The organism is Pseudomonas sp. (assembly GCF_040514055.1).
Lineage (GTDB): Bacteria > Pseudomonadota > Gammaproteobacteria > Pseudomonadales > Pseudomonadaceae > Aquipseudomonas.
The window spans coordinates 1-20,795 of sequence record NZ_JBEVDL010000077.1 but is presented as its reverse complement, the minus strand read 5'-3'; the positions used below and the strand labels follow the sequence as shown (position 1 = coordinate 20,795).

The following is a 20,795-nucleotide window of genomic DNA, read 5'->3' as shown; positions in this document are numbered from 1 at the left end:
AGGAGGCCCGATCATGGCGATCACACTGCAAAAAGGCGGCAACCTGTCGCTGTCCAAGACCGATCCGACGCTCAAGCGTATCCTGATCGGCCTGGGCTGGGACGAGCGGGCCACCGACGGCGCCGAGTTCGACCTGGATGCCAGTGCGTTTATGTTGACGGCCCAGGGTAAGGTGCGCAGCGATGCGGACTTTATCTACTACAACCAGCTGCGCTCGCCCGAAGGCGCCGTGGAACACACTGGCGACAACCGCTCGGGCAAGGGCGATGGCGATGACGAAGTCATCAAGATCGACCTCGAGAAAATCCCGGCCGGCGTCGAGAAGGTGGTGTTCACCGTCACCATTCACGACGCCGCGGCGCGCAAGCAGAACTTCGGCCAGATCACCAACGCCTTTATCCGCGTGGTGAACGAAGAGTCGAATGTGGAAATCGTTCGTTATGACCTTGCCGAGGACTATTCCACCGAAACGGCGATGGTCTTTGGCGAACTGTACAGCCATAACGGCGAATGGAAATTCCGCGCCGTTGGGCAAGGCTACGCAGGCGGCCTGGCCGCCATGTGCAATCAATACGGCATCGTTGTTTAACGGCAGTTAACTGAAAAGGAAAACCAGCATGGCTATCAGTCTGAGCAAGGGCGGCAACGTTTCCCTGTCCAAGGAAGTCCCCGGCCTCAACGAAATCACCGTGGGCCTGGGTTGGGATGCGCGGGTCACCGACGGCACCGACTTCGACCTGGACGCCTCGGTGTTTATCACCGGCGAAAACGGCAAGGTGCTGTCCGACGCTTCGTTCATTTTCTACAACAACAAGGTCTCGACCTGCGGCAACGTCGAGCACCTGGGCGACAACCGCACCGGCGCCGGTGACGGCGACGACGAGCAGGTCAACGTCAAGCTCACCGGCCTGGCTGCCGACGTGAAAAAACTGGTGTTCGCCGTGACCATTCACGACGCCGATGCCCGCAAGCAAAGCTTTGGCCAGGTCAGCAACGCCTACATCCGCGTGCTGAACAAGACCGACGGCAAGGAAATCGCCCGTTACGACCTGTCGGAAGACGCCTCCACCGAGACCGCGATGATCTTCGGTGAGCTCTATCGCCATGGCGACGAGTGGAAATTCAAGGCCATCGGCCAGGGTTTCGCCGGCGGCCTGCAGCCGTTGGCCGCGTCCCACGGCGTTGGCGTCTAAGCCACCGCGTTAAAAAAAAACCCGCCTGGTGCGGGTTTTTTTATGCCGCTCGCCCGTTCAGGCTGGGCAACAGCGCCAGCAGCACCTGATAGAAGGGCCACAGCGGGCGCAAGGCGCCCTCGTCGCTGGCCGGGATATCGATCGGATAACTGCGCCGTGGCGCGAAGCCGGCGTGCCAGGGCGAATCACGGGTCACCATCACCGGCGGCAGGTGCGGACCGAACTGGTCGGCCGTCAGGTCGATGATCAGCGTCCCCTGCTGGATCCAGGCGTGGGACGCAATGCCCTCGCGGCTGCCATGGCGGTAGTCGAAGCGGCCAAAACCTAGCGCGTGCAAATAGCTGCCCAACAACTCGGACGTGGTGCCACAGCTCAGGTGCGGAAAGCGCTTGAGCGAGGCATGCCGCTGCGGCGGCGGAACGCTCGCCAGGATGGCGCGAAACCGCGTGCAAAGCTCCAGCAGCACCGGCAGCGAGGGCTGAGCGGGATCCATCACACCGCAACCGGCGCCTTGATATGCGGGTGCGCCTGGTAGTCCAGCAGCTCGAAATCCTCGTAGCGAAAGGCGAACAGGTCGGTCACCGCTGGGTTCAGGCGCATGCGCGGCAGTGGATAAGGCGCGCGCGTCAGCTGCAGGTCGGCCTGCTCCAGGTGGTTGGCGTACAGGTGACAATCGCCGCCGGTCCAGATGAAGTCCCCCGGCGCCAGGCCGCAGACCTGGGCCACCATCAGGGTCAACAGGGCATAACTGGCAATATTGAAGGGTACGCCAAGGAAGATATCCGCCGAGCGCTGGTACAACTGGCAACTGAGTTTGCCGTCGGCCACGTAGAACTGGAACAACGCGTGGCAGGGCGGCAATGCCATCTGCTCGACCAGCGCCGGATTCCAGGCCGAGACAATCAGCCGACGGGAGTCGGGGGTTTTCTTGATCATTTCGATCAGTTGGCTGATCTGGTCGATCGACTCGCCGTTGGGTGCCGGCCAGTTGCGCCATTGCGCGCCATACACCGGCCCGAGCTCGCCATTCTCGTCGGCCCATTCGTCCCAGATCCGCACGCCATGCTGCTGCAGGTAGCGGATATTGGTATCGCCCTGCAGAAACCACAGCAGCTCGTGAATGATGGATTTCAGGTGGCACTTCTTGGTGGTCACCAGGGGAAAGCCGTCGGCCAGGTTAAAGCGCATCTGGTGGGCGAACAGGCTGTAGGTGCCGGTGCCGGTCCGGTCCGCCTTGAAGGTGCCGGTTTCGCGCACCAGGCGCATCAGGTCGAGGTATGGTTTCATCGGTGGCTCGGTAAAGGCTGGTGATACGACCTGGGCAGCCGCAGGGGGGCAATTTTACCGGCAGCGCCGACCGATCACCAGCGCGGCTGAGCGGCCGCGGCGCGCGGGGCGCGCAAAAAGGCCGGCAGAGACCGGCCCGTGTGCAATGTCCCAGACCTCAGGCGGTCGCGGCGCCCTGGCGGCGGTAGGCCAGGCACATCAGCGCCAGGCCACCGAGGATCATCGGCAGGCACAGCACCTGACCCATGGTCAGCCAGCCACCGGCCAGGTAACCCAGCTGAGCGTCGGGCACCCGGACGAACTCGACGATAAAGCGGAACACTCCGTAGCTCAGGGCGAACAGCCCGGACACCGCCATGGTCGGGCGCGGCTTGCGCGAGTAGAGCCAGAGAATGGCGAACAGCGCAAACCCTTCCAGGGCCACCTGGTACAACTGCGACGGGTGGCGCGCCAGTTGCTGCGGGTCGGTGGGGAAAACCATGGCCCAGGGCAGGTCGGTGGCCTTGCCCCAGAGTTCGGCGTTGATGAAGTTGCCGACCCGACCGGCGCCCAGGCCGATGGGCACCAGCGGGGCGATAAAATCCATCAGTTCGAAAAAGGTCTTGCCGTTGCGCTTGCCGAACCACCAGGTGGCCAACATCACCCCCAACAAACCGCCATGAAAGGACATGCCGCCCTTCCACACCTGCAATACCAGGCTGGGGTTGTGCAGGTAGGCCTGCAGGTCGTAGAACAGCACGTAGCCCAGGCGACCGCCGAGGATCACCCCCATGGCCACCCAGAACACCAGGTCCGAGAGTTTTTCCCGGCTCCAGGTCGGGTCGAAGCCCGCCAGCCGGCGCGATGCCAGCCACCAGGCACCGCCGATGCCGACCAGGTACATCAGGCCGTACCAGTGAATCTTGATCAGGCCCAGATCCAGGGCCACTGGGTTGATATTGGGGTACGCCAGCATGGTGACTCCTTAAAGCAGGAAACTCAGGCCCACGCAAAACAGCAGCAGGGCGAATAGACGCTTGAGCAGGCGCGGCGACAATTTGTGCGCCAGGCGCGCGCCGAAGCGGGCAAAGAACATGCTGGTCAAGGCGATGCCGCCCAGTGCCGGCAGGTAGACAAACCCCAGGCTCCAGGCCGGCAGGCTCGGATGGTTCCAGCCGATCAGCATAAAACTCAGGGCACTGGCCACCGCGATCGGCAGGCCACAGGCGGAGGACGTGGCCACTGCCTTCTGCATGGGGACGCTGCGCCAGGTCAGGAAAGGCACACTGAGCGAGCCTCCCCCGATACCGAAAATGGCCGAAGCCCAACCGATCACCGAACCGGCGGCGGCCAGGCCGAGTTTGCCCGGGACCTCGCGACCCGGTTTGGGCTTGAGTTCCAGGGCCATCTGCAGGGCGATGCAGATGGCGAACACACCGATGATCTTCTGCAGCAGCGGCCCCTGGATGGCGGCGGCGGTCAGCGCCCCGACCCCGGCACCGACCAGGATACCCAGGGTCATCCAGGCGAAGACCGGCCACAGCACCGCGCCTTTGCGCTGATGCTCGAGCACCGCATTGATCGAGGTGAAAATGATGGTGGCCAGGGAGGTGCCGACCGCCAGGTGGGTGAGGATCGCCGGATCGAAACCCTGGGCGCCAAAACTGAACACCAGCACCGGAACTATGATCAGCCCACCGCCGACGCCGAACAGACCGGCCAGCACGCCCGCGCAACCGCCCAGCAGCATGTACAGGAGAAATTCCATCAGCACCTCGGCGGGCGAAAACGCCCATGGTAACGGAAGCCAGCGTTGCGGCTCCAGCGCCAGGCGGACAATCCTCTTGCGCACCGGCGAACGTGACTGTCGAGACGTCGAACCTGGACATCGATCAATGGCTGTGACGCCACGCACAAGACTCGAAAAAAAATCATGGGCACGGTAGGCTTGGTACGCGCGTGCGGGTGCGCGGCAACCGGGGTAGATGACAACCCAGGGGAGGCAAGGGAAGTCCGACCTATTCAAGGAGTGCTGCTATGTGTTTGATCGTGTTTGCCTGGCGTCCTGGTCATGCCCAGCCGCTGGTGCTGGCCGCCAATCGCGACGAATTCTATGATCGGCCGACCGACCTGCTGGCACCCTGGGATGACGCACCCGGCTTGCTGGCCGGGCGCGACCTGCAGGCCGGCGGTACCTGGCTGGGCATCGGCGCCGATGGCCGCTTCGCCGCACTGACCAATATTCGCGACCCGCGCCAGCCGCCGATCGGCCGCTCGCGCGGCGAGTTGTCCACCCAGTTTCTCACCAGCAGCTTGTCGCCCGAGGCGTTTTTCGCCGAGTTGAGCCAACGCGCCGACGACTATGCCGGTTTCAACCTGTTGGCAGGCAACAGTCACGAGGCATGGTTCTATAACTCCTGGGAAGGCGCGCCACAGCCGCTATCCGCTGGGCTCTACGGCTTTTCCAATGCCCAGCTGGATACGCCCTGGCCCAAGGTCGAGCGGGCCAAGGCTGCCTTGCGCGCCTGCCTGCAAGCGCCCGAGCCGCAGGCGCTGCTGGAGCTGCTGGCCGATCCGCAGCAAGCCGACGACAGGATTCTGCCGGACACCGGCATCGGCCTGAACACCGAACGCCTGCTCTCCAGCGTCTTTATCGCCAGCCGCAGCTACGGCACCCGGGCCAGCACCGCGCTGATCGTCCAGGCCGACGGCGCCCGGCAGATCGTCGAACGCAGCTATGGCCCCCACGGTGAGCTGCTGGGCGACATCAGCCTGAACACTCAGGCCCTGCGCCTCCGTGAACCGGCGCTGCTCGACACGCTGTAGCTCACCCCTCGAACAGGGGGCTGAGGTAAACTGGCGGACGCAACCCACCCTGCCCCACGCCCCGAACGGAAGGACCTCGACATGCAACTTGCCCGTGGACAACGTCTGCGTCTGACCGAGCTGGTCGGCAACGGCCTGAGTTTTCAGATCAGCCTGGAGGCTCGCGTCGCGGGCGCCGTGCCGGACTTCGCCTGTTTCGGGCTGGACGCCGCCGGCAAACTGGCCGACGAGCGCTACATGACGTTTTTCAACCAGCCGAAAAGCCCTTGCGGCGGTGTCAGCCTGCAACCGGTCAGTGGCGGCGGCTGCCTGTTCGCCTTCGACCTGCAGCGGTTGCCGGCCAGCATCGAGCGCCTGGTGATCACCGCCACCGTCGATGCGCCGCTGACCCTGGGGCAGCTCAGCAGCGGCCACCTGTGTTTCCTGGACGGCCCGCTGGAAACCGCGCGCTTCGCGTTGCAGGGCAGCGACTACGCCGCCGAGCGGGCGCTGATGCTGCTGGAATGCTACCGCAAGGACGGTGTCTGGCGGCTTTCGGTCAACGGCCAGGGCTTCAACGGCGGCCTGGCTGCGCTGGTCGAGCACTTTGGGGGTGAAGTCGCGGCGGAACCGAGCGCCACCCCGGCACCGGCAGCCCCTTCCGGCGCCCGGATCAACCTGGAAAAACGCCTGGAGAAGGAAGCCCCGCACCTGATCAGCCTGGTCAAGAAAGCGGCCGTCTCCCTCGAGAAAAAAGGCCTGGGCGCCCACCGTGCCAAGGTCTGCCTGTGCCTGGACATCTCCGCCTCCATGGCCCAACTCTACGACTCCGGGCAGGTGCAGGCCTTTGCCGAGCGCGTGCTGGCCCTGGGCTGCCAGTTCGACGACGATGGCGAGATCGATGTGTTCCTGTTCGGCAAGGACGTCCACCAACCCGAACCCATGGGGCTGGGCAACAGCCGCGACTACGTGCGCCAAGTCAATCAGCGCCACAAACTGGAGTTCGATACCCGCTATGGCGCCGCCATGCAGGGCATCCGCCGGTTCTATTTCCCGGACAGCGGCGGGGGCGCGCGCACCAGCGCGCACAAGGCGGCACTGCCGGTCTATGTGATGTTTATCACCGACGGCACCACCAGCGATTCGGCGGTGACCGAGCAGCAGCTGCGCTGGTCCAGCCACGAGCCGATCTTCTGGCAGTTCATGGGCATTGGCCGCGGCCGCAAAGCCAGCCTGTTCGGTCGCGCCGCTGCCAGCGCCAGTGGTTCGGACTTCCCCTTCCTGGAAAAACTCGACGACCTGGATGGCCGCCTGATGGACAACTGCGACTTCTTCTCGGTCAGCTCGCCGGACGAACACCCCGACGAGGCGCTCTATGACCTGCTGATGAATGAGTACCCGGGCTGGGTGGCGCTGGCCAAGCAGAATGGCTTGCTTGGTTGATGGGAGCCCAACCCTGAGGGCTGCGCCGGGCTGCTTTCCGTAGACCCCGGCTCACGAAACCCGCACGGGGTCGTACGGAAAACTTGCGGGTTTCACCCGCCCGACCAGAGCCTTACAGCACTGCGCATCGGCTACAGATTTCGCTGAAGCGCTTTTTCGTAGGGCGGGTAACCGGTTAGCACACCACGCCGCACCCGCCACGTGGCATAAGCGGCCAAGGGGGGATTAAGCGCCCCACCTATTTTTGGCGGGGTTTTCGCGAAAGCGCCTTAGGCAACGCCCCAGCCCGCAAGCGACAGGCTGAACAGCGGTGCCGGCACTGTGGGATCGTCCGCGTCGGCCACCAGCAGCACCGCGCCGTCCGGCGCGAAGGCCAGGCCTTCGACCTTGGCCAGCGGTTCAAGGCGGACCAGGTCGGCAAGGCTCAGGTCTGTATTCAAACGCCCCAGCACACTGCCCATGCAGGCCCCATCCAGGTAACTGGAATCGGTCGCCTCGGCCGCCGCGCTGAAGTACAGCCGGCCATCGGGGGCCAGCGCCAGGTCGGTCAGGCTCAGCGGTACCCCGTCCAGCTCGCCCAGGTCCAACGGCACCAGGCGCAGCAGGGCCGCCGCGCTCAGCTGGCCAGTGTCCAGGTCCCGCAGCGCCTGCGCCAGGTCCAGCTCGACCAGCGCGTTCTCGCCGCCCTGGCCATTGCCACGCTGGGCCAACAGCAGGCGGTCGCCACGGACGACCGCGCCCTCCACATTGAGCTCCAGCAGCAGGGTTTCCAGGTGCAGGAAGAGCGGCGCCAGATCGATCAGCCGCACCCCGCCGTCGCGAAACAGGCACCCGCCGCGGCGGTTGGGCTTGGAGCCGGACCCCAGGGCCAGCAGCGCTCCGTCGGGTAACACCGCCAGGGCTTCGAAGTCGGGTTTGCGGCGCTTGCGGGCCTTGGCCTCGCGGGGCAATGTGCCCGGCAGCAGCGGCCAACGCGCCAGCAACTGGCCTGCCAGGTCATATTGCTGCAGATCCAGGGCATCGTCGGCCACCAGCCATAGCCGCTCCCGCTGGCAAACCAACGCACTGGCCGCCGAGACGCCGAGGTCGGCGATTCGGCTCAGCCGCAGGCGCTGCATAAGCGACTCAGGCCTGGATGGACGCGGCCGGATTGAGCACCCGGCTCAGGCCCAGGTTGCGCAGTGCCAGGTGCAGTGAGCTGTGAATGACTTGCGGATTGTCGATGGTCATCAGCTGCGCCAACAGTTCCTGGGCCTTGCTCAGGCTGATCTGGCGCAGCAACCACTTCACCTTGGGCAGGTTGGTGGCGTTCATCGACAGGCTGTCAAAGCCCATGGCCATCAGCAGCACGGCGGCCGAAGGGTCACCGGCCATTTCGCCGCAAATGCTCACCGGCTTGCCCTCGGCGTGGGCCCCATCGACCACCAGCCGCAACGCCTGCAGCACCGCCGGATGAAGGAAATCGTACAGGTCGGCGACCCGCGGGTTGTTGCGGTCCACCGCCAGCAGGTACTGGGTCAGGTCGTTGGAACCGACCGACAGGAAATCCACCTGGCGGGCCAGCTCGCGCACCTGGTAGACCGCGGCGGGAATCTCGATCATCACCCCGACCGGCGGCAGCGGTACATCGGTGCCCTCGTCGCGCACCTCGCCCCAGGCCCGGTGGATCAGGTGCAGCGCCTCTTCCAGTTCGTGGGTACCGGAGATCATCGGCAGCAGGATGCGCAGGTTGTCCAGGCCCTCGCTGGCCTTGAGCATCGCCCGGGTCTGCACCAGGAAGATTTCCGGGTGATCGAGGGTCACGCGAATACCCCGCCAACCGAGGAAGGGGTTCTCCTCCTTGATCGGGAAATAACTCAGCGCCTTGTCGCCGCCGATATCCAGGCTGCGCATGGTCACCGGCAGCGGGTGGAAGGCGGCCAGCTGCTCGCGGTAGATCGCCAGCTGTTCCTTCTCGCTGGGGAAACGGTCCTTGATCATAAAGGGCACTTCGGTGCGGTACAGGCCCACGCCTTCGGCGCCCCGCTCCTGGGCACGCACCACGTCGGCCAGCAGGCCGGTATTGACCCACAGCGGCATGCGGTGGCCGTCCAGGGTTTCGCAGGGCAGCGCGCGCAGCGCGTCGAGGCCCTGGGTCAACTGGCGCTCCTCCTCCACCACCTCGGCGTACTGCTTGCGCAGCACTTCACTGGGGTTGGTAAAGACCTCGCCGTGGTAACCGTCGACAATCAACTGGATGCCGTCGATCTTCGAGTACGGCAGGTCGACCACCCCCATCACGGTGGGAATGCCCATGGCGCGGGCGAAGATCGCCACATGGGAGTTGCCCGAACCGAGCACCGACACCAGGCCGACCAGCTTACCTTCGGGGACCTCGCCAAGCATCGCTGGCGACAGCTCCTCGCTGACCAGGATGCAGTTGTCCGGGTACACCAGGGTTTGCTGACGGGCCTGTTGCAGGTAGGCCAGCAGGCGCCGACCGAGGTCCTTGACGTCCGAGGCGCGCTCGCGCAGGTAGGCGTCGTCCATCAATTCAAAGCGGTTGACGTGCTCGGTCACCACCTGACGCAACGCGCCCTGGGCCCACTGACCGGTCTTGATGACCTGGGTCACCTCGCTGCCCAGCGCCGCGTCGTCGAGCATCATCAGGTAGACATCGAACAGCGCCCGTTCTTCCGGGCGCAACTGGGTGGCCAGCTTGGCCGACAGGGTACGCATGTCGCTGCGCACGCCTTCCAGCGCGGTATTGAACAGCACCAGCTCGGCCTCGATATCGGCCACCGCCTTGTCCGGCACCACCTCCAGGTCGGCCGGCGGCAGCATCACCAGGGCGGTGCCCACGGCGGCGCCGGGCGAGCCGGGCACACCGACAAACTTGGCTTCCTGGATGCCCTTGCCGAGCTTGCCCAGGCCACGGATCGAGCCGGTGGCTTCGGCATGGGCGATCACCCCGGCCAGCTGCGCGCTCATGGTGACCAGGAAGGCTTCCTCACCCTCGTCGAACTGGCGGCGCTCCTTTTGCTGGATCACCAGCACGCCCATCACCCGCCGGTGGTGGATGATCGGTGCGCCGAGAAAGGAGGCGTAACGCTCTTCGCCGGTTTCGGCGAAATAGCGATAACGCGGGTGATCGGCCGCATTTTCCAGGTTCAGCGGCTCTTCACGGGTCCCCACCAGCCCCACCAGACCTTCGCTGGGGGACATGCTGACCTTGCCAATCGAGCGCTTGTTCAGGCCGTCGGTGGCCATCAGCACAAAACGGTTGGTTTCCGGATCGAGCAGGTAGACCGAGCAGACGTGGCTGCCCATGGCCTCCTTGACCCGCTGCACGATGATCGTCAGTGCCGCCTTGAGATCCTTGGCGGCATTTACTTCCTGGACGATCTTGCGCAGCGTATTGAGCATGGCTCGGGGTCGAACTCCGTAGTCAGTCGCGCGCCAGCAGGCGCGGCGCAAGTTCTTTGAGGGCGCGGCGGTAGACCTCGCGCTTGAAGGTCACCACCTGCCCCAGCGGATACCAATAACTCACCCAGCGCCAGCCGTCGAATTCCGGTTTGCTGGTCAGGTCCATCCGCACCCGCTGTTCATCGGAGGTCAGGCGCAGCAAAAACCACTTCTGCTTCTGACCGATACACAGCGGCTGACTGTGGGTACGCACCAGACGCTGAGGCAGACGATACCGCAGCCAGCCCCGGGTACAGGCAAGAATTTGCACATCTTCCTGCTCGAGACCGACTTCCTCGTTGAGTTCGCGGTACAACGCCTCTTCCGGCGACTCGCGATCGTTGATCCCCCCCTGGGGAAATTGCCAGGCATCTTGGTTGATGCGGCGCGCCCACAGCACTTGACCGACCTCGTTGGTCAGAATGATGCCGACATTGGGACGAAAACCATCGCAATCAATCACGGTGGACAACCTCGTAAACGCATGTTCCAGCATTGTTCCACAAAGGCCGTGACAGCGGCAACGCGGCCCGCCGGTGGAATAGGAATGACCGTCAAAAGCCGCTATCCTGGCCGCCCTCCGGCACCTCTATTGGCAGGCTGACTACCGTGCGCTTGGCTCTCTTCGATCTCGACAACACCCTGCTGGGCGGCGACAGCGACCATGCCTGGGGCGACTACCTCTGTGAACGGGGCATTCTCGACGGCCTGGCCTACAAGGCGCGCAACGATGCGTTCTACCAGGACTACCTGGCCGGGCGGCTTAATATCACCGACTACCTGAATTTCAGCCTGGAGATCCTCGGTCGCAGCAGCATGGCCCAACTCGACCAATGGCACCTGGATTTCATGCGCGACTGCATCGAGCCGATCGTCCTGGCCAAGGGTGAGGCGCTGTTGGCCGAGCACCGGGCCGCCGGCGACAAATTGCTGATCATCACCGCCACCAACCGCTTCGTCACCGCGCCCATCGCCACGCGCCTGGGCGTCGAGACGCTGTTGGCCACCGAGTGCGAGATGCAAGACGGCCGCTATACCGGACGCACCACCGACGTGCCCTGCTTCAAGGACGGCAAGGTCACCCGGCTGAACCGCTGGCTGCGAGAAAACGGCCTGGACCTGGCGGGCAGTAGCTTCTACAGCGACTCGATCAACGACCTGCCCTTGCTCGCCCTGGTCGAGCGCCCGGTGGCGGTCGACCCCGATCCGAGCCTGCGGGCCGAGGCCGAGCGCCGCGGCTGGCCGGTGATATCCCTGCGCTGACCTGCCGCTGGCCTGCCAGCCCGGATCAGCTAAGCCGGCTTGGCCACCATCAAAAAGAAGATTGCGATAAAGGCAACGAAGGCCGGCCACCCCAGCACAAACCAGATCGCCATATAGCGCCGCGCCCGCAGCGGTAACTCGCCGCCCTCGCGCAGCGCCTGCTCGGCCATGTCGCGCAGGCGGATCTGCAACCACAGCACCGGCAGCCAGCACAGCCCCGCCAGTACAAAGAGCCCCAGGCTCCACTGCAGCCAGGCCTGCTGCAGCGGCCACCCGGCCAGGTACACCAGGCCCAGGCCGCTCAGCGGCTGAAAGACCGCGCTGGTGGCGATAAACAGCCAGTCAGCGGTGACCAGGTGGCGGAAGGTCACGACCATGGCCTGCAGGTTGCCGCTGCGCCAAGCGCGCAAGGCGTAATAGGCCGACCCCAGGCCCGTGCCGAACAACAGGGTCGCGGAGAGGATATGCAGGGTCTTGAGCAGCAGGTAGAAGCTCATTCGGCGGTGGCCCGTGCGGTTGCTGGAGACCGGCGCAGCCGTGGCTCGGTCCACAGCAGCCAGAGGGTGGCGACCAGCAGTACGGCGTTCTTGGCCACCCCGGCAAAAGGATCGAACCAGTAGGCCGGCAGTAGCAGGCTGATCACCAGGCTGTACCCCAGCATCAGCCCCAGTTGCACCTGCAGCACCCGCCGGCGCCAAGGCGCAATCAGTAAGCCCAGCCCCAGCACACCGTCGAGCAGGCCGCCGCCGATCACCGCCGTCGCGGCAGGCCAGCCACCGATACCGGCGTCGGCCATGATCCGCAGCCCCCAGCCGTACCCCGGCCCCAGGCAGACCAGCGCGGTCCACAGCCAGACCAGCACCAGGGCCGCCAGCAACAACGGGCGCATGGCGGCCGTCACGCTCACGCCCGGCACGGGCCAGTGCTGCAGCCGGCTGGCCAGGGGGGCGGCCCGGTAGCCGCAGGCATGCTGCAGCGGCAATGGATCGGCCAGGTTATCGCGCCGGCTCAGGCGCAACAGCGCCGTGTTCAGCGCCGTCCAGCCAAAGCGATCGCCCAGCGCCGCGGCCACCCCGAGCAGCGCGGCCGACAGGCCGACATAGGTCCCGGCGGGCCAACCCTGGGCGGCGCGCAATTGGTCGATCAACTGGCCCTGGGTCATGTCCTGGGGCCCGACCAGCGGCAGCACCTGCGCCGCCTCTGGCCACTCACGCAGCAAGGCCAGCACCGCGCCGACCAGGTCCTGGACGTGCAGCGGTTGCAGCCGGGCCTGGCGATCGAGCAGCGGAATCAACGGCCAGGGCGACAAGCGCAGCAACCATTGGCTGCTGCGCCCACCCGAGCCCAGCACCAGCGAAGGACGCAGTACCAGGGCGGGAATGCCCAGCCCCAGCAGGTAGTCGTCGGCGCGCGCCTTGCTGGCCAGAAAGGGGCTGTCCGGCTGCTCGCCGGCGCCCAGGGCGGAAATCTGCAGCACCCGCGCACCTTCGGTCGCCGCACGGGCAAACAGCGCACAGGGGCCGTCGCTCTGCACCCGCGCCAACGCACCGGGATCGGGGCTCAGCAGGCCGCTCGCATTGATCAACAACTCGACGCCCTCGGGCCATTGGAAATGCGCCGGGTCCACCGCCAGACGCTCCAGGTCCAGTGCGCGCCAGTGCACGCCGGGCAGCGCCGGCTGCGGCAACTGCCGGCTGGTGGCGATCAGTTCGTGACCGGCCGCCACCAGCGCCTCGAGCAAATGACGGCCGATAAAGCCGCTCGCCCCCACCAACAGGACGCGCATCAGGCGGGTTTGGCGCCCATCAGTCCCATGATGGCCAGCAGCACCAGCACCAGCAACCCGCTGTAAGCAGCGGCGAAACGCAGCAGGCGTGCCGGCGCCGGGCTGTCACCCAGTGCCTGCCAGGCGGCCAGGCGGCCGTTGAGCAACAGCACCAGGACCACCAACACGACGAACAACAGGCTGCTGGCCAGCAGCCAGGTCTGGCTCAGGGGGAAGCCGGCCAGGTGCACCAGCCACCAGCCACTGGCCGGCAGGCTGAGGCCCAGCAGGGCCAATACCGGCAGGCTGATCAGCCGCGTGCGCCGCAACTTGCGCTGCAACACGGCCGGCTGGCCACCCCGCACGGCCTTCCACAACATCAGGGCATGGGCCAGAACGCCGAGCAGCAGCAAGATCGCCGGCAGGCTGTGGGCCCATTTGAGCAGGCTGTAGTGTTCCATTTAGACGCGCTTCCAGTCGGTGGAGAAATCGGGTAACGGCCGGCCCGCTTAGGCTCGGCCGCCAGAGACTTAGCCGAGAAACAGCTGATAAGCCGGGTTGTCGCTTTCGTCCCAGTAGGGGTAACCGATTTCGGCCAGGGCCGCCGACACCAGCGCCCGCTCCGCCGCGGGAACCTGCAGCCCCGCCACGACCCGGCCGTCGGCGGCGCCGTGGTTGCGGTAATGGAACATGGAGATATTCCAGCGGCCGCCGAGCTTTTGCAGAAAGTTGAACAGCGCCCCGGGCCGCTCGGGGAACTCGAAGCGGAACACCAACTCGTCACTGACCCCCGCCGCGTGCCCGCCGACCATATGGCGGATATGCAGCTTGGCCAGTTCGTTGTCGGTCAGGTCCTGCACCGGAAAGCCCTGCGCCCGCAGCTGGCTCACCATCTGCTCGCGCGGGTCGGTGTCCGGATGGGTTTGCACCCCGACGAAGATGTGCGCTTCGCGGTCGGTGTGATAGCGGTAGTTGAACTCGGTGATCTGACGCTTGCCGATGGCCTCGCAGAAGGCCTTGAAGCTGCCGGGCTTCTCCGGGATGGTCACGGCGATGATCGCCTCGCGGCCCTCGCCCAGTTCGGCGCGTTCGGCCACGTGGCGCAAGCGGTCGAAATTGACGTTGGCCCCCGAATCGATCGCCACCAGCACCTGGCCGGCACAGCCCTCGCGTTCGACGTATTTCTTGATCCCGGCGACGCCCAGGGCGCCGGCCGGCTCGGTGATCGAGCGGGTGTCGTCGTAGATGTCCTTGATCGCCGCGCACATCTCATCGGTGCTGACGGTGATCACCTCGTCGACGTGATCCCGGCAGATGTCGAAGGTGTGCTGGCCGATCTGTGCCACCGCCACGCCGTCGGCGAAAATGCCGACCTGGCTGAGCACCACGCGCTCGCCCGCGGCCATGGCTGCCTGCAGGCAATTGGAGTCGTCGGGTTCGACGCCAATGACCTTGATCTCCGGGCGCAGGTACTTGACGTAGGCGGCGATGCCGGCGATTAGCCCGCCGCCGCCGACCGGCACGAAGATGGCGTCCAGACGGCCCGGGTGCTGGCGCAGGATTTCCATGGCGACGGTGCCCTGTCCGGCGATGGTATGGGGGTCATCGTAGGGGTGGACGTAGACGTAGCCCTTCTCGTCGACCAGCTTCAGCGAGTAGGCCAGGGCCTCGGGAAAGGTGTCGCCGTGCAGCACCACCTTGCCACCGCGCGAGCGCACGCCCTGGATCTTGATCTCCGGCGTGGTGCGCGGCATCACGATGGTCGCCTTGATGCCCAGCACCTTGGCCGCCAGGGCCAGGCCCTGGGCGTGGTTTCCGGCCGAGGCGGTGACCACGCCACGCGCCTGCTCTTCGGCGCTCAGCTGCACCAGCTTGTTGTAGGCGCCGCGAATCTTGAAGGAGTAGACCGGCTGCAGGTCCTCGCGCTTGAGCAAAATCGAATTACCCAGGCGCTCGGACAGCTGGGGGGCCGCTTGCAGCGGGGTTTCCACCGCCACGTCATAGACGCGCGAGGTAAGGATCTTCTTGACGTAGGTTTCGAGCATCGGGGTTTCATCGGCCAGCCTGCGGGAGCCCTGGAGTCTACCTCAGGCCTTCGCCGAACGACCATACGAATCCCGGGGGTTTAGCCGATAGGGCTATAATGCCCGCCTTCAGGGTGCAGGCGGGTCCCAGACCCAGCCTGCTCCCCCTACCTTACTGTTGGAGCCCGCCATGACCCAGGATCAACTCAAGCAGGCCGTGGCCCAAGCCGCGGTCGACTTTATCCGTCCGCAACTGGACAGCAAGAGCGTGGTCGGGGTCGGCACCGGCTCCACCGCCAACTGCTTTATCGACGCGCTGGCGCGGCACAAGACCGAGTTCGACGGCGCCGTCGCCAGCTCCGAGGCGACCGCCGAGCGCCTGCGCGGCCACGGCATCCCGGTCTACGAACTGAATACGGTGGGCGACCTGGAGTTCTATGTCGACGGTTGTGACGAAAGCAACGAACACCTGCAGCTGATCAAGGGCGGCGGCGCGGCCCTGACCCGCGAAAAGATCGTCGCCGCCGTGGCCAAGACCTTCGTCTGCATCGCCGACGGCAGCAAGCTGGTGCCGCTGCTCGGCAACTTCCCGCTGCCGGTGGAAGTGATCCCCATGGCCCGCAGTCATGTCGCCCGGCAACTGGTCAAGCTCGGCGGCGACCCGGTCTACCGCGAAGGCGTGGTCACCGACAACGGCAATGTCATCCTCGACCTGTTCAACCTGCAGATCAGTGACCCGGTCGCCCTGGAAGCGCAGATCAACAGTATCGTCGGCGTGGTCTGCAATGGCCTGTTCGCCGCGCGCCCCGCGGACCTGCTGTTGCTGGGCACGGCCGACGGGGTCAAGACACTGCGCGGCTGAGCCTTTTCCAGGCCAGGCGCAGGCTCAGCCCTCGAGATCCAGCCGGGCCAGGCGCTGGGCGGCGGCGTCGAGTTCCTGCTCGTTGAAGACCTCTACCCCGGCGCGCCTGAGCAAGGCCGCCGTCACGCCCTCGCCCGCCACCTTGACGCCGCTGAAGCTGCCGTCGTAAGCCTCGCGATTGCCGCACGAGGGACTCCGCGCCTTGAGCACCGCCATGCGGATGCCATGGGCCTGCACCAGCGCCAGGGCCTGCCGCGCGCCGTCGCAGAACGCTGCGGTGACGTCCTCGCCATTGTCGGTCAGGACCGGGCGCAGGCCATCGAGCACCTGCCCGCCCTGGCCGCCGGGAATTTCCGCGGGGGGCCGCGGCGTGCCAAGGCCACCCGCCACTTCCGGACAGACTGCGACCACCCGCCCCTCGGCCTGCCACTGCTGCAAGGGGTCGAACGGACCGTGGGCGCCGCCGTCGTAGCGCACCCGATGGCCCAACAGGCAGCGACTGACCAGAATCTTGTGCATGGGTTTCTCCGTGATCGACAGCTTCAGCGGTAGTGCCCTGGGGAGCGTCAAAAAGGACCGTCGCCACGGCGGCGGAACCAGCCGGCCAGGGACAGCCGGTCGCGCGTCGCCGGCAACACCTCGTGGGGCACCTCGGCCGACAAAAATACCACCAGGCGCCCGGCCAGCGGGTCGATATCCAACTCCTGTTGCACCAGGTGCAGACGCAGCGCGCCGCCTTCCTGTGGCAACCAGTCCGGGTTGAGGTAGAGCACGACCGACACGGCACGGCGGTCGTCGTCGCGAAAACGGTCCAGATGGCGGCGATAGAAGGCGCCCGGCGGATAGAAGGCGAAATGGCTTTCGTAGTCCTCCAGGCCCAGGTACAGACTGGCATTGAGCGCCTGACGCAACGCGTCCATCCGGGCCAGGTAGCGGTCGCAGGCGGATGACTCACCGGGTTCCAACCACTGGATACGGTCACCCCGGATGGCCGCCTGCAGCCCCTGGGCTGCGCCGCGACCGACCCCGGCTGCACTCAAATCGCCTTGCGCCGCACGCCGATGGCACTCGGCGGCCAGTTCGAGGGTCAGATCAGGCGTCAGAAAGAGGTCTTGCCGTGACCAGCCCTGTTCGGCCAGGTCGGCGGCGATTCGTACTAACTGGGGTTCGGTATCCATAGGCATGACGAGGATTCTATCAGCGTCGTGCTTGCGCCTCGACAAGAGCGCGCCCTGCCCCTGAAAATGGCCGTCTTTCCAGGAGTCCCTATGCGCGCCCTTTTGACCTGTGTTGCCCTTGTCTTCAGCCTGTTTACCCTGCCCGTCGTCGCCGACGACCATGCCCAGCTCTATCAACTGAGCGGCTGGCCGGAACAACGGGCGCATTTCAGCGACGCGCTGCAGGCGGCCCAGCTGCGTTACCGCAACAGCCTGCCGCCGGCGGTCTACCAAGCGCTGGTGGATAACAGCAATCAACGCTTCGCACCCCAGGCCATGGACCAGCGCGCCCAGCAGCAGCTGCGCGCCAGCCTGAGCGACCCGCGCCCGGCCTTGCAGTTCTTCCAGTCGCCCCTGGGACGCAAGATCACCGCCGCCGAGCTGCTGGCCACCCGCCGCGACCAGCTGGCGCAACACGCCAATGGCTTGCCGCGAGTCCCCGCCGACGCCACCCGGCGCCTGCTGATCCGCCACCTGGCCCAAGCCTTGCCGGCGACCGAGGCCGGTGCTGAGGTAAGCCTGGCGCTGGCCGGCGTCGCCGCCGACAGCCTTAGCCAGATGATTCCCGGCCTGCTTGGCGGCGGTCAGGCCCAGGACCTGCTGGACAGCCAGCGCCAGCGGCTGATGCAGCAAATGGAGGGCGACCTCGACAACACGCTACTGCATGTCTACCGCGAGCTGTCCGATCCGGAGCTGGAGGAATTCGCCCAGTTCGCCGAGTCGGCCGACGGCAAGGCTTATTATCAAGCGGCGCTGGCCGCCATCCGTGCCGGCCTGGCCGTGGGTCAGACCGCGCCTTAGGCGGATATGGCGCTGTTTGGTCCGGGTCTGGCAGGGCTCACGCAAGGGTGGCAAGCGTCCAGCCGTTGTGCGAACAGCCCCACCCGGTAGGGCGGTCTCGGCGCACCGTTCAGCGACAGCCCGCCGCTTGTGCTCGAGGCAAGCTACACCGCGCCATTGGGCTAGACCGCCGTACGCGGCAACAGCAGCCCCAAGGGCAGGCAGACCCGGGCTTCCAGGCCGCCGCCGGCGCGGTTGCGCAACTCGACGCTGCCGCCGTGCAAGGCGGCGATGCGCTTGACGATTGCCAGGCCCAGGCCCGAGCCCTTGCCGCCACGGGCCCGATCACCACGAATAAAAGGGTTGAAGATCGCCCCCAGCTCCTCAGGAGCCACCCCGGCACCCCGGTCCAGCACGCTGAGTACGATATAGGGCGCGCTGCAGCCACCGGAAACCGAGGCCGCCACCTCCACGGCATTGCCGCCGTACCGCAGGGCATTTTCGATCAGGTTGACCAACAGCCGCTTGATCGACACCCGTCGCAGGGCAAACAACGGCAGCGGCTCCAGGCACAACCGGACCAGCTCCTGCTGCTGGTTGTAGGGCGCCACCACTTCGCGCACCAAGTCATTGAGGTCGACTTCCTCCACCGGTTCGTCGCGGCCGTCCCGGATAAACGCGAGGAACTGGTCGAGAATGGCGTCCATGTCCTCGATGTCGCGGACCATGTCCTCGGTCAGGTCGGAGTCGTTGTCGAGCAGCTCCAGGGACAGCCGTAGCCGGGTCAGGGGCGTGCGCAGGTCATGGGATACCCCCGCCAGCATCAACTCACGCTCACGTGCCGCCTGCTCGACATCCTCGGCCATCTGGTTGAAGGCCCGATACACCTCGGCCATCTCGCTGGGCGTGTCACTGACCGGCAGGCGCACGCTGCGTCCCTGGCCCAGCTGGCGCGCGGCAAACACCAGGCGCTTGAGCGGCGCACTGAGCTGACGGACGAAAATCCAGGCCGCTGCGGTGGACAACAGGCCAATGGCCAGGAACCAGCCCAGCACGCTCCAGATCCGCTGGCCCCTCAGGGGATGCGGGTAGAGTGGCACCTTCAACCAGTCGTCGCCCAGGCGTGGGGCGCGAACCCAGAGCGCCGGCGGACTGGTCGCCCGCACCCGCACCTCGGTGTCCTCGCCCAACTCGGCCTGCATCTGGGTCTGGAAGATGTCGCTGTAGGGCCAATGCTGTTCGCTGGTCGGCACCGTCTCCCGCGGCACCCGCTGCAAGCCGGCGGCCTCGGCGATGTGCTCACGGTTATCCGGATCCGCCGCCCAGTAGGCACGCAGGGTCAAGGCCGCACCATGGCTGTACTGGCGATCGACCAGCACGTCCTCGTTCATCATCAGGTAAACCAGGGTCAGGGCCTTGGAAAACAGCACGACCACCAACACCAGCCACAGCGTGCGGGCGAAGAAGCTTTGCGGAAACCAGAGTGGGGTTTTCATGATGACCGCAGCCAATAGGGGTAAGCCTCAAGCCGCAAGCAGGAGCCTATGGCCACGCAGTCGCTCGGCGCACAGCGAATGGCAGGGGGGGTACCGCTCATCTACTTGTTGCCATCGGGCACGAAGACATAACCCACGCCCCAGACGGTCTGGATATAACGCGGCTTGGACGGATCGGGCTCGATCAAGCGGCGCAGGCGCGAGATCTGCACGTCGATGGAACGCTCCAGGGCGTCCCACTCGCGGCCACGGGCCAGGTTCATCAGCTTGTCGCGAGTCAGTGGCTGACGCGCGTTCATCACCAAGGCCTTGAGTACCGCAAATTCACCGGTGGTGAGCATGTGCACTTCGTTGCCGCGCTTGAGTTCGCGGGTGGCCAGGGACAGTTCGTAGTCACCGAAGGTTACGCTTTCGTCTTCGCTGCCCGGTGCGCCCGGCACTGGCGCCGACTGGCGACGCAGGACCGCTTTGACGCGAGCCATCAGCTCGTCAGGGTTGAACGGCTTGGCCAGGTAATCGTCGGCACCCAGTTCCAGGCCCTTGATACGGCTGAGCTCGTCACCCTTGGCGGTGAGCATGATGATCGGAATCTGGTTGTTCGCTGTGCGCAGGCGGCGGCAAGCGGTCAGACCGTCTTCGCCGGGCAGCATCAGGTCGAGGACGACCAGGTTGAACACTTCACGCGCCAGCAGGCGGTCCATTTGTTCAGTGTTCGGTACGGCACGGGCGCGGTAGCCCTTGCTGACGAAAAAGCGTTCCAGCAGGCTGCTGAGCCCAGGATCGTCGTCAACGATAAGAATTTTTTCGCCTTCAGCAATGTTTGCAGTGCTGCTCATTGGATGCTCCTTTGATCTCGGCGCGCATTATGGCGTAGCTGTCGTTATACGCACCGTGTGCATTGTTAGCAGATTTTTCCTTCACCGCCAGGAATACAGGCATTGTGCCTGCAGCCTCTGATGCCCCCGAATGACCGAACGCTGGTTATAATGCGCGGCCTTTTGTGTCAGGCAACGTCTGATCATTACTGCGGCAGCCGCTTTTTATTTTCAAGGCGCCGGCAGTATTTGTTCGATTTCACGGGTCAACGGGAAGCCTGTTGATCCAGGTAGCGGCGCAGGCCAGGCCGCTCAACCAGACTCGCCGAGCCTTTATCCCTGCGCCTGCGAGCCTGCTTTCACAATTTGTCAGGTGGTTTTATGGACAGCATCAACAGCCGCATCGCCGAGGAACTCGGCGT

The 20,795-nt window shown here is 65.5% G+C and carries 22 protein-coding genes; 7 read left to right on the top strand and 15 right to left on the bottom strand.

Going from position 1 to position 20,795, the window contains the following annotated elements:
* Window positions 1–13: 13 nt before the first annotated feature.
* Both ABWY06_RS20270 and ABWY06_RS20265 read left to right on the top strand, forming a co-directional pair.
* Window positions 14–589, top strand: coding sequence for a TerD family protein (locus tag ABWY06_RS20270; protein ID WP_353927388.1), 576 nt, complete (start codon window positions 14–16; stop codon window positions 587–589).
* Between the two features lie 28 nt (window positions 590–617).
* On the top strand, window positions 618–1,193 hold the full coding sequence (locus ABWY06_RS20265; RefSeq protein WP_353927387.1) for a TerD family protein: 576 nt from the start codon (window positions 618–620) through the stop codon (window positions 1,191–1,193).
* Between the two features lie 40 nt (window positions 1,194–1,233).
* Here ABWY06_RS20265 and ABWY06_RS20260 read toward each other — a convergent pair whose 3' ends face one another.
* From ABWY06_RS20260 to ABWY06_RS20245, 4 genes are all read right to left on the bottom strand, one after another.
* Entirely contained in the window at window positions 1,234–1,686 is a 453-nt protein-coding gene (locus ABWY06_RS20260) for a hypothetical protein (protein WP_353927386.1), read from the bottom strand.
* Window positions 1,686–2,480: a thymidylate synthase gene (locus tag ABWY06_RS20255; protein ID WP_353927385.1), complete on the bottom strand. Its 795-nt coding sequence runs from the start codon at window positions 2,478–2,480 to the stop codon at window positions 1,686–1,688. The genes ABWY06_RS20260 and ABWY06_RS20255 overlap by 1 nt, the downstream gene beginning before the upstream one ends.
* 157 nt (window positions 2,481–2,637) lie before the next feature.
* On the bottom strand, window positions 2,638–3,435 hold the full coding sequence (gene lgt, locus ABWY06_RS20250) for a prolipoprotein diacylglyceryl transferase (protein ID WP_353927384.1): 798 nt from the start codon (window positions 3,433–3,435) through the stop codon (window positions 2,638–2,640).
* Window positions 3,436–3,444: 9 nt separating this feature from the next.
* A complete protein-coding gene (locus ABWY06_RS20245; protein ID WP_353927383.1) occupies window positions 3,445–4,227 on the bottom strand; it encodes a sulfite exporter TauE/SafE family protein in 783 nt (260 codons plus the stop codon).
* A gap of 269 nt (window positions 4,228–4,496) precedes the next feature.
* On the opposite strand from ABWY06_RS20245, the gene ABWY06_RS20240 reads away from it, so the two are divergent.
* Both ABWY06_RS20240 and ABWY06_RS20235 read left to right on the top strand, forming a co-directional pair.
* Window positions 4,497–5,285 (top strand): NRDE family protein, encoded by a 789-nt coding sequence (locus tag ABWY06_RS20240; RefSeq protein ID WP_353927382.1) that lies wholly within the window; start codon window positions 4,497–4,499, stop codon window positions 5,283–5,285.
* An 81-nt stretch (window positions 5,286–5,366) separates the two neighbouring features.
* The gene (locus tag ABWY06_RS20235) at window positions 5,367–6,707 is read left to right on the top strand and encodes a VWA domain-containing protein (RefSeq protein ID WP_353927381.1); all 1,341 of its coding nucleotides are present in this window, start codon (window positions 5,367–5,369) and stop codon (window positions 6,705–6,707) included.
* Window positions 6,708–6,976: 269 nt separating this feature from the next.
* Here ABWY06_RS20235 and ABWY06_RS20230 read toward each other — a convergent pair whose 3' ends face one another.
* From ABWY06_RS20230 to ABWY06_RS20220, 3 genes are read right to left on the bottom strand one after another with little or no spacing between them, the layout of a single operon-like run.
* Window positions 6,977–7,825: a DUF6929 family protein gene (locus ABWY06_RS20230; RefSeq protein ID WP_353927380.1), complete on the bottom strand. Its 849-nt coding sequence runs from the start codon at window positions 7,823–7,825 to the stop codon at window positions 6,977–6,979.
* A gap of 7 nt (window positions 7,826–7,832) precedes the next feature.
* Window positions 7,833–10,112 (bottom strand): phosphoenolpyruvate--protein phosphotransferase, encoded by a 2,280-nt coding sequence (gene ptsP, locus ABWY06_RS20225; RefSeq protein WP_353927379.1) that lies wholly within the window; start codon window positions 10,110–10,112, stop codon window positions 7,833–7,835.
* Between the two features lie 22 nt (window positions 10,113–10,134).
* Complete coding sequence (locus ABWY06_RS20220; RefSeq protein ID WP_353927466.1) at window positions 10,135–10,614, bottom strand: RNA pyrophosphohydrolase; 480 nt, start codon at window positions 10,612–10,614, stop codon at window positions 10,135–10,137.
* Window positions 10,615–10,760: 146 nt separating this feature from the next.
* On the opposite strand from ABWY06_RS20220, the gene ABWY06_RS20215 reads away from it, so the two are divergent.
* A complete protein-coding gene (locus tag ABWY06_RS20215; protein WP_353927378.1) occupies window positions 10,761–11,414 on the top strand; it encodes a histidinol-phosphatase in 654 nt (217 codons plus the stop codon).
* Window positions 11,415–11,443: 29 nt separating this feature from the next.
* On the opposite strand, the gene ABWY06_RS20210 is transcribed toward ABWY06_RS20215, so the two are convergent.
* From ABWY06_RS20210 to ilvA, 4 genes are all read right to left on the bottom strand, one after another.
* The gene (locus tag ABWY06_RS20210; protein ID WP_353927377.1) at window positions 11,444–11,911 is read right to left on the bottom strand and encodes a DUF2269 family protein; all 468 of its coding nucleotides are present in this window, start codon (window positions 11,909–11,911) and stop codon (window positions 11,444–11,446) included.
* Window positions 11,908–13,200, bottom strand: coding sequence for an SDR family oxidoreductase (locus ABWY06_RS20205; RefSeq protein WP_353927376.1), 1,293 nt, complete (start codon window positions 13,198–13,200; stop codon window positions 11,908–11,910). The genes ABWY06_RS20210 and ABWY06_RS20205 overlap by 4 nt, the downstream gene beginning before the upstream one ends.
* The gene (locus tag ABWY06_RS20200) at window positions 13,200–13,640 is read right to left on the bottom strand and encodes a DUF2269 family protein (RefSeq protein ID WP_353927375.1); all 441 of its coding nucleotides are present in this window, start codon (window positions 13,638–13,640) and stop codon (window positions 13,200–13,202) included. Before ABWY06_RS20200 ends, ABWY06_RS20205 begins: the two co-directional genes overlap by 1 nt.
* Before the next feature lie 69 nt (window positions 13,641–13,709).
* Window positions 13,710–15,224, bottom strand: coding sequence for a threonine ammonia-lyase, biosynthetic (ilvA, locus tag ABWY06_RS20195; protein WP_353927374.1), 1,515 nt, complete (start codon window positions 15,222–15,224; stop codon window positions 13,710–13,712).
* 169 nt (window positions 15,225–15,393) lie between these two features.
* Between ilvA and rpiA the strand changes: the two genes are divergently transcribed.
* Complete coding sequence (gene rpiA, locus ABWY06_RS20190) at window positions 15,394–16,065, top strand: ribose-5-phosphate isomerase RpiA (protein ID WP_353927373.1); 672 nt, start codon at window positions 15,394–15,396, stop codon at window positions 16,063–16,065.
* A 24-nt stretch (window positions 16,066–16,089) separates the two neighbouring features.
* Here rpiA and ABWY06_RS20185 read toward each other — a convergent pair whose 3' ends face one another.
* Together ABWY06_RS20185 and ABWY06_RS20180 are read right to left on the bottom strand one after the other, a co-directional pair.
* Window positions 16,090–16,584, bottom strand: a complete 495-nt coding sequence (locus ABWY06_RS20185) for a 2-thiouracil desulfurase family protein (RefSeq protein ID WP_353927372.1) — start codon at window positions 16,582–16,584, stop codon at window positions 16,090–16,092.
* A 47-nt stretch (window positions 16,585–16,631) separates the two neighbouring features.
* Window positions 16,632–17,249: a 2OG-Fe(II) oxygenase gene (locus ABWY06_RS20180; RefSeq protein WP_353927371.1), complete on the bottom strand. Its 618-nt coding sequence runs from the start codon at window positions 17,247–17,249 to the stop codon at window positions 16,632–16,634.
* Window positions 17,250–17,333: 84 nt separating this feature from the next.
* Between ABWY06_RS20180 and ABWY06_RS20175 the strand changes: the two genes are divergently transcribed.
* The gene (locus ABWY06_RS20175; protein WP_353927370.1) at window positions 17,334–18,083 is read left to right on the top strand and encodes a DUF2059 domain-containing protein; all 750 of its coding nucleotides are present in this window, start codon (window positions 17,334–17,336) and stop codon (window positions 18,081–18,083) included.
* 161 nt (window positions 18,084–18,244) lie between these two features.
* Here the strand turns inward: ABWY06_RS20175 and ABWY06_RS20170 are convergent, their stop codons facing one another.
* Entirely contained in the window at window positions 18,245–19,558 is a 1,314-nt protein-coding gene (locus tag ABWY06_RS20170) for an ATP-binding protein (protein WP_353927369.1), read from the bottom strand.
* A gap of 101 nt (window positions 19,559–19,659) precedes the next feature.
* The gene (ompR, locus tag ABWY06_RS20165; RefSeq protein ID WP_353927368.1) at window positions 19,660–20,394 is read right to left on the bottom strand and encodes an osmolarity response regulator transcription factor OmpR; all 735 of its coding nucleotides are present in this window, start codon (window positions 20,392–20,394) and stop codon (window positions 19,660–19,662) included.
* Between the last annotated feature and the right edge of the window lie 401 nt (window positions 20,395–20,795).

What these genes read in the sequence shown, in the direction of transcription:
- ABWY06_RS20270 (WP_353927388.1), top strand. Translation starts at nt 14, where the DNA reads ATGGCGATCACACTGCAAAAAGGCGGCAACCTGTCGCTGTCCAAGACC.
- ABWY06_RS20265 (WP_353927387.1), top strand. Translation starts at nt 618, where the DNA reads ATGGCTATCAGTCTGAGCAAGGGCGGCAACGTTTCCCTGTCCAAGGAA.
- ABWY06_RS20260 (WP_353927386.1), bottom strand. Translation starts at nt 1,686, where the DNA reads ATGGATCCCGCTCAGCCCTCGCTGCCGGTGCTGCTGGAGCTTTGCACG.
- ABWY06_RS20255 (WP_353927385.1), bottom strand. Translation starts at nt 2,480, where the DNA reads ATGAAACCATACCTCGACCTGATGCGCCTGGTGCGCGAAACCGGCACC.
- lgt (WP_353927384.1), bottom strand. Translation starts at nt 3,435, where the DNA reads ATGCTGGCGTACCCCAATATCAACCCAGTGGCCCTGGATCTGGGCCTG.
- ABWY06_RS20245 (WP_353927383.1), bottom strand. Translation starts at nt 4,227, where the DNA reads ATGGAATTTCTCCTGTACATGCTGCTGGGCGGTTGCGCGGGCGTGCTG.
- ABWY06_RS20240 (WP_353927382.1), top strand. Translation starts at nt 4,497, where the DNA reads ATGTGTTTGATCGTGTTTGCCTGGCGTCCTGGTCATGCCCAGCCGCTG.
- ABWY06_RS20235 (WP_353927381.1), top strand. Translation starts at nt 5,367, where the DNA reads ATGCAACTTGCCCGTGGACAACGTCTGCGTCTGACCGAGCTGGTCGGC.
- ABWY06_RS20230 (WP_353927380.1), bottom strand. Translation starts at nt 7,825, where the DNA reads ATGCAGCGCCTGCGGCTGAGCCGAATCGCCGACCTCGGCGTCTCGGCG.
- ptsP (WP_353927379.1), bottom strand. Translation starts at nt 10,112, where the DNA reads ATGCTCAATACGCTGCGCAAGATCGTCCAGGAAGTAAATGCCGCCAAG.
- ABWY06_RS20210 (WP_353927377.1), bottom strand. Translation starts at nt 11,911, where the DNA reads ATGAGCTTCTACCTGCTGCTCAAGACCCTGCATATCCTCTCCGCGACC.
- ABWY06_RS20205 (WP_353927376.1), bottom strand. Translation starts at nt 13,200, where the DNA reads ATGCGCGTCCTGTTGGTGGGGGCGAGCGGCTTTATCGGCCGTCATTTG.
- ABWY06_RS20200 (WP_353927375.1), bottom strand. Translation starts at nt 13,640, where the DNA reads ATGGAACACTACAGCCTGCTCAAATGGGCCCACAGCCTGCCGGCGATC.
- ilvA (WP_353927374.1), bottom strand. Translation starts at nt 15,224, where the DNA reads ATGCTCGAAACCTACGTCAAGAAGATCCTTACCTCGCGCGTCTATGAC.
- rpiA (WP_353927373.1), top strand. Translation starts at nt 15,394, where the DNA reads ATGACCCAGGATCAACTCAAGCAGGCCGTGGCCCAAGCCGCGGTCGAC.
- ABWY06_RS20185 (WP_353927372.1), bottom strand. Translation starts at nt 16,584, where the DNA reads ATGCACAAGATTCTGGTCAGTCGCTGCCTGTTGGGCCATCGGGTGCGC.
- ABWY06_RS20180 (WP_353927371.1), bottom strand. Translation starts at nt 17,249, where the DNA reads ATGCCTATGGATACCGAACCCCAGTTAGTACGAATCGCCGCCGACCTG.
- ABWY06_RS20175 (WP_353927370.1), top strand. Translation starts at nt 17,334, where the DNA reads ATGCGCGCCCTTTTGACCTGTGTTGCCCTTGTCTTCAGCCTGTTTACC.
- ABWY06_RS20170 (WP_353927369.1), bottom strand. Translation starts at nt 19,558, where the DNA reads ATGAAAACCCCACTCTGGTTTCCGCAAAGCTTCTTCGCCCGCACGCTG.
- ompR (WP_353927368.1), bottom strand. Translation starts at nt 20,394, where the DNA reads ATGAGCAGCACTGCAAACATTGCTGAAGGCGAAAAAATTCTTATCGTT.